The organism is Limosilactobacillus avistercoris (assembly GCF_014836425.1).
Classification (GTDB): domain Bacteria; phylum Bacillota; class Bacilli; order Lactobacillales; family Lactobacillaceae; genus Limosilactobacillus; species Limosilactobacillus agrestimuris.
Map to the genome: position 1 here is coordinate 1 of NZ_JACSQW010000038.1, position 6,114 is coordinate 6,114.

6 protein-coding genes are annotated in these 6,114 nt (G+C 37.9%); all 6 read right to left on the minus strand.

Features of this window, described 5'->3' with window-relative positions:
* Nucleotides 1-2,526 (minus strand): LEA family epithelial adhesin (locus tag H9564_RS08800; RefSeq protein ID WP_191685097.1); only part of this gene is annotated, 2,526 nt, incomplete at its 3' end.
* 422 nt (nt 2,527-2,948) lie between these two features.
* Entirely contained in the window at nt 2,949-3,080 is a 132-nt protein-coding gene (locus H9564_RS09290; protein ID WP_263600666.1) for a hypothetical protein, read from the minus strand.
* Complete coding sequence (locus tag H9564_RS08810; RefSeq protein ID WP_191685098.1) at nt 3,070-3,732, minus strand: hypothetical protein; 663 nt, start codon at nt 3,730-3,732, stop codon at nt 3,070-3,072. The genes H9564_RS09290 and H9564_RS08810 overlap by 11 nt, the downstream gene beginning before the upstream one ends.
* Entirely contained in the window at nt 3,713-4,249 is a 537-nt protein-coding gene (locus H9564_RS09220) for a hypothetical protein (protein WP_225209640.1), read from the minus strand. Before H9564_RS09220 ends, H9564_RS08810 begins: the two co-directional genes overlap by 20 nt.
* A 627-nt stretch (nt 4,250-4,876) precedes the next feature.
* Nucleotides 4,877-5,227 carry a plasmid mobilization relaxosome protein MobC gene (mobC, locus tag H9564_RS09225; RefSeq protein ID WP_225209641.1) on the minus strand — a complete coding sequence of 117 codons (351 nt, stop codon included), beginning with the start codon at nt 5,225-5,227 and terminating at the stop codon, nt 4,877-4,879.
* Nucleotides 5,228-5,296: 69 nt separating this feature from the next.
* Complete coding sequence (locus tag H9564_RS09230) at nt 5,297-5,455, minus strand: hypothetical protein (RefSeq protein ID WP_225209642.1); 159 nt, start codon at nt 5,453-5,455, stop codon at nt 5,297-5,299.
* Nucleotides 5,456-6,114: the final 659 nt, after the last annotated feature.

A 6,114-nucleotide genomic window follows, 5' to 3' on the forward strand; every position in this document is an offset into this window, starting at 1 on the left:
ATCTTTAGTTACGTTGCTGGTATCTGCTACTGGTACAGGGGTTGCTGGAACATTTGGTGCGATCTTCTCAGCGTCGGTTTCTTGACGTACCAACTTGCTACCTGGGATTGTATCAGTTGACTTAGTCTTATCTGGGTAGGTAATCGTTGCGTTACCCTTATCATCTACTGTAACAACTGTGCCAGCTGGGAATTTATCCTTGTTAGCGTCTTCCACATTCTTCTGAACTTTAGCTTGTTCATCTTTAGTTACGTTGCTGGTATCTGCTACTGGTACAGGGGTTGCTGGAACATTTGGTGCGATCTTCTCAGCGTCGGGCTTCACACCATCAAGAGCAGACCATGCCTCATTTTCGTTATCAGTAAGCGTTTCTACCGTCGCTTGATCTGCATAGGTACCTGTATTTTTGTTAATCAAAGCTTTAGTTACTTTAGTTGCCTTGTCATAAGCTGCCTTTTTATCTGGATTTGCGTATTTATAGCGATTAGATGCCTTTGTTGTATCTTCCTTGTGTTCAGCAAAACTGCCATCAGAATCATACTGTCCGATACTATTACCAAGCTTTTTCATAGCATCGTTTAAGGAATTTCCTTCACTAACAATGTTATTTAAAGCATCAGGGTGTGTAATGTTATTTAGAATTTTATTCCGCAAAACATTAATTTGAGCATTATTTAAATAGTCTTGCTTAATCTTATCCATATAAGGCTTGACATCACCCCAATGAGGAATAATTTTTTTAGCTTCTACTGTTGCACCAGCTGGATCCAGCGCTCTCTGCTCACCATATAAGCTAGACATCATGTTATAGTAGTCATTCTGAAAAGAATAAATATTAGCTGAGATTCCTGAGAATTGTTGATTTTTCGAACCTGTAGTTAATTCTACTTCATGAGAGTCTGTGTGTTGCGTAGTAAAGGAAATAACATAAGAAGAAAATTGTGATTGGCCATTACCAGTGTAACCTTGTGACTTAAATTCCATTGCTTGGTTAAAGTTAACACTGTTAAATACGCCATTAACTCCACCCCGTTTGTCATAAATGATTGAATCTGCATATTTTGCACCGTCAACTCCAGTTTCATTTGCAATTTTAAAAGTATTAACATGAAAGTCATGATTGCCACCTAGATAAGGGGTCGTACCATCATATGCATTCTTACGTTCATCAGCATCTTTAAAGTAAGTCTGCCATAAGTTATTAGTACCAGCACTAGTAGCAGTAGTGAAATAGTATGGGCCTTGCAAATATTTATTGTTATAAGCTGGCATAGTTTTACTATTAATTAAACCAGTATCTTCATCAACATCTGTGTTAGGATTAAATGAAAACTTCACTTTAGGTGATGGATTTTGTACTGGAATGTCAGTAGCCCTATTACTATTGTCCTTAAATGTATGAGACACAAATGATTGTTTAGGATCACTAATTACGTCCATGTCAACATTACCAACGATTTGGTAGTCAGAAGTGAGAGCAATACCAAATTTTGCATTACTTAACCCATGTAATGTACCGTGATAATTTTGTAATCCATTATTAGGGAAGAAAACAACAGTCCAACGGGTCTTACCATTTCCTAAATCTTCTTTAGAAATATTGATATTATTTTTAATATCTTCAGCTGTTTGTTTAGGATACCCCAGCAAATTAGCACCACTAGCTTGAATATCAGCAGCACGGTAAACGTAGTCATTACCATAAATAGTTACAATCTTGTAATACTTTCCATCTGTACCTTTATAGATATTAGAACTGTAGTTATCTGAAGAAGACAGATTATGCTCATTGGCCAATTTTTGATTTTCTTTAGCTGGCTGATCATTAATGTTATCTGGAGTTACTGTAGCTGCTGCACTTCTGTTACTACCAGATGTACCTGCTGCAGTTCTGCCAGTATCAGTACCATTAATACCATTAGTTTGCGTTAAATTCATAGTTGCTAATTTAGCTGCTGATATAGCTGTTAATGATCTAATATCTAATGATCTAATATCAGTGTCAGCGCTACTTTGCGTCTTTGGTGCAGATTGTGAGGTTATCGCAGCTTCTGTAGGATTAGTAGCTGTTGCATTGTTACTTCCACTACTTTGTCGAACTTTTTCTTTTGCACTAGTTGCTTTCTGAGCATTAGTGTTATTTTGATCTACTGTAGCTGCTAATGAATTAATATCAGTGTCAGCGTTACCTTGCGTCTTTGGTGCAGATTGTAAGGTTGTCGCAGGATTATCATTGTTACTTGCACTACTTTGTTGAACTTCTTCTGTTGCACTAGTTGTTTTCTGATTATTAGTTTTCAATACAAAAGTTTGTTGCGAATTACTGTTTTGTGAACTAGGTGAACCATTGGGAATTCCAGCGCTTTCTACTGTGGTTGCTGCCTTTGTTGCTGCCTTTACAGAATGATTTGTAAAGTTAATTCCAAAAATGGTTACTCCTAATAATACGGAAGCCACACCAACGTTAAGCTTACGTAAACTATAACGCGGTGTCCGCTTAGTTTCTAAAAATTCAGGTCGCTTCATCGTTATTTTTACCTCCCAAATTTAATAACTAGTGGTGTATTGCAGTACACCAGAACAATAACGCTACCGTTAAGCTATCAGCCTATAAGCTATCAGCCTGATTGTTGAGTATAATATTTCTTCAATCTGGTAATATTATAGCACAGTTTAGCGACTTTGACGACCGCTTGGCTCTCGAGCCGGGCGGTTTTTCTGTTTGCAGTTAACTTATCAGATAGTAAAAGAAACTAACCGCAAAGGCTAATCTCTTTTCATATATTGTGGTACTAGAAATAATGTTTAAATTCAAATTATAACTCTAAGTCGTTTCCTTCATGAAGTACTGACTTTTTAGCTTGAATCTTTGATACAGAGATGGTTCTTCGTTGTCTTTTCCGCTTAATTTCGGTTTCCTTATCCCGTTCTAGTTGTTGACGGTGTAACTAAAGTTGATGAATCCTCTTACGCTCCCGTGCTGATTGCGTATTGGCAATCCGCCACGATGGAATTCGCTTATTTGAACGTAATAAACTATCAAGCTGTTCATCATTTGCCATGTGAATACTAAATGACATTGCCGATCACCTTCTTTTGATAATACTTAACGTCACTCAAGCCGCACGCGAAAATTAAAACCAGTGCTGCCGGTACTTTCCACCAACCAGGAGTAATAGAAACAACTGTCAATGCTATTACCATTTCAATTCCAATCAGCAGCATAAATTTTACAAAGCTATCAAGTAGCACCGTCATTGCATCAACGTTTTGCTGACTAGCTTTTGCACTCACTTGTGCACTTAAGCTAGCCTGTTGTGCGTCCTCACGATCTTGCTTAAAACGCTGATTAACCGTTGATTTAACAATTTCGTCAATTATCTGCCTCGTATCATCCTTAAAATGTTGGTACACGTCATTGGTTACTTCTTCCGTATGGTGGGTAATGCCACCCCGAATTGTAAGGATTAAATTACGAAGAGTCGGTACTAAACGGTTATTTACCGTTCGCGTATAGTGTTTAAGGTACTTACCAACCTGGTTTAAGTCAGCAACTTTCGCCACGCATTCCTGCATTTTCTGGTCTAAATTTTGCTCACGTAAGTTAATATCAGCTTCAAGACCATCTACCTTTTGAGTAAGAGTATCAACACGACCGACTAACCCATCATAATATCCGATTGCCTGCGCATCGGACACGGCTTTAAGGACATTAGAGTTCTGGGCCCTCAACTTCTCTTGGACGTCTTGATTGTTTTGGTCGACCTTGTCGCTTAGGTTTTGTAGCTTGTCGACTAATTCGCTTAGTTCCTCTGGTTTGACGTTGTTTTTGATCAGATAGTCGAGTTTTTCGCTTAGATGCTTTTCTCTTTTCTTCATTAACGGCTTCTTTGAGCTGTTGTTGAGCAATTTGGTTAATTTGTCGTTGTCGCCTTGTTCTTGCCCTAGAATCTTCTGCCAGGGTTTTAATTCGTTCGATTCCGTCGCTTTCTCTTCGTCCATCACTATAGTGCTCCTTTTCATTTTCTTTCTTCTTATTAAAGTAATCTTCAATTGCTGCCTTAGAGAATGATTGACCTAGACCACAGGTTGTCTTGATTTCTCCTGACTTTTTATCTACTCGTTGGTAAAAGTCCCGGATCTTTAATTCACGACAACCAGTCTTAGTGTTAACCACTTGATGATATGTCCACGCGTTGCCTCTTTTCTGTTCGGTAACCATCACACCGTATTGTTCAAGCTGCTTCAAGAAGTCAGCAATGTTATCAACTTTTGCCTTAATTTGGGTAATTAGCTCTTTTAATTGGTATTACCATTCTGATTTGGTCGTCAGTCTTTACGATCGGTTTTGTTATGTATTGGGTTGGTCCACTGACGACTGGTTACTTTTTAGTAATTATTTTGCATTTCATGATCAAAGTCTTTGCGGAGCTTGTTGATGTTAAAACGATTAGTAGCAACCGTTTTCCCGTTAGTTTTGATTGTATTCATTACGACGTGTGCGTGAAGCTTCCCACCTTCACCATCTGCCTAAACTGCGATCACTGACTAGCAATCAGCAAAATGTTCACAGACATAGTGCTGTACCAGCTGTAATGCCTGTTGGGATTGATTTTGTAAATTCGATGGATCGAATTCAGATGGATCAAAGGATATAATGACGGTTTGAGCTTGATAATGTCGCTTCGGGTTGTGAGCACGTTTCAAAGTAGTTCTAAATTGCTTTTCCAGGTAGGCTCCGTTTTGAGTAGCTGAAATTCTATCATCGTTATCATGCAGCATTCTGCTATTAAAGCCGGTGGTAACTAAAACTCGCTTATCAGTTTTCTTGTAGGAATGCACAGGCTCGTTAAAAACATATTTAAGCCGATTATAGCTAGACTGACATGCGTGCGTCTGAAGGATAGACATGTGTTTCATCGTCCTTTTTCTCAAGACCAACTTCAATCTTAAAATCGTGTACTTTCTTCTTGAGCACTGACAAATAACGAGAATTCTCAAACAGTTGGGATGCAATCCACTTCCATAAGTCTGAATCAGTCAAATCCTCATCTTCCTTTACCGCTGTATTCATCACTTTAGCAACTTGATTCAAGTTATTACCCATTTTTGTCACTGAATACATAATACTTTCTAACTGTGATTGAATATCGGCGAACTGATTTTGTAAGATACTCAATTGTGATGATGTTTTAGTATCTGTAATTCCCATCAACGCCTCTGACAATGGTAGGCGACCTTCATCAGACAGCTTGGTTAATAACGCTGATACAACGTCAGTATTACCTTGCTTCCATTAATTTCTGGCTTTCTCTAACATGATTTCATCTTTAATCATCTGCCGAATTGCAACAGAATTACTCTTCACATCGAGCAGTTTCTTCACTTTATCAAAATCTGCTAATTCATCTTTATCAAGTCGACTTTGAATTAGCTTATCCTTTAACGGCTTCATCGTGCAATGAACCCCTCATGTTTGCCGTCCCGGCAAAATAAATTTATGAATCGTCGGGTTATTTTCTGCTCAGCATTAATTGGTATATACCAATTTGTTAATTATATTATATACTACGCAGTAACTAACTTGCAAGCAATTAAAAACGTATAACAACAAAAGTTTGTCATACATTTTATAGCTTGGAGGGACGCCTGTAATGCTTCCCTTCACCCTGTCGCGGTATCGTCTGTTTCATTCAAAATGGTGAGTACCTTGAGATTAGCATTCAAGGTCACCTATTGAGATTCCCCAGCCGATTTACTTATGATTTCCGCATAAGTAACAACACGTCCCAAACAGACTGCTCCGTTTGGATTTCAGCATTTCTTTTTGTGGCAACAAGCAGAAACAAAAAATGCCCCACTTATCAAATGATGATAAGTAGGACAACAGTCACTGACTTTTGTTTAAAAGTAAGCAAAAAATTGATTTCAAACACACAAAATATCACGTTAAAACGTTGATATATCAACCTATATGACCTCTTGTATTTTCTCTCAAACACACAGAAACACATTAGGATTTCTGTGTGTTTATTTGGGCTCTACAATATCTGGTGTTGATATAGAAATTTCACTTTCTATACCAATACCAGATTTTTACGTTTAAACTAAAAA

What these genes read in the sequence shown, in the direction of transcription:
- H9564_RS09290 (WP_263600666.1), bottom strand. Translation starts at nt 3,080, where the DNA reads ATGTCATTTAGTATTCACATGGCAAATGATGAACAGCTTGATAGTTTA.
- H9564_RS09230 (WP_225209642.1), bottom strand. Translation starts at nt 5,455, where the DNA reads ATGAAGCCGTTAAAGGATAAGCTAATTCAAAGTCGACTTGATAAAGAT.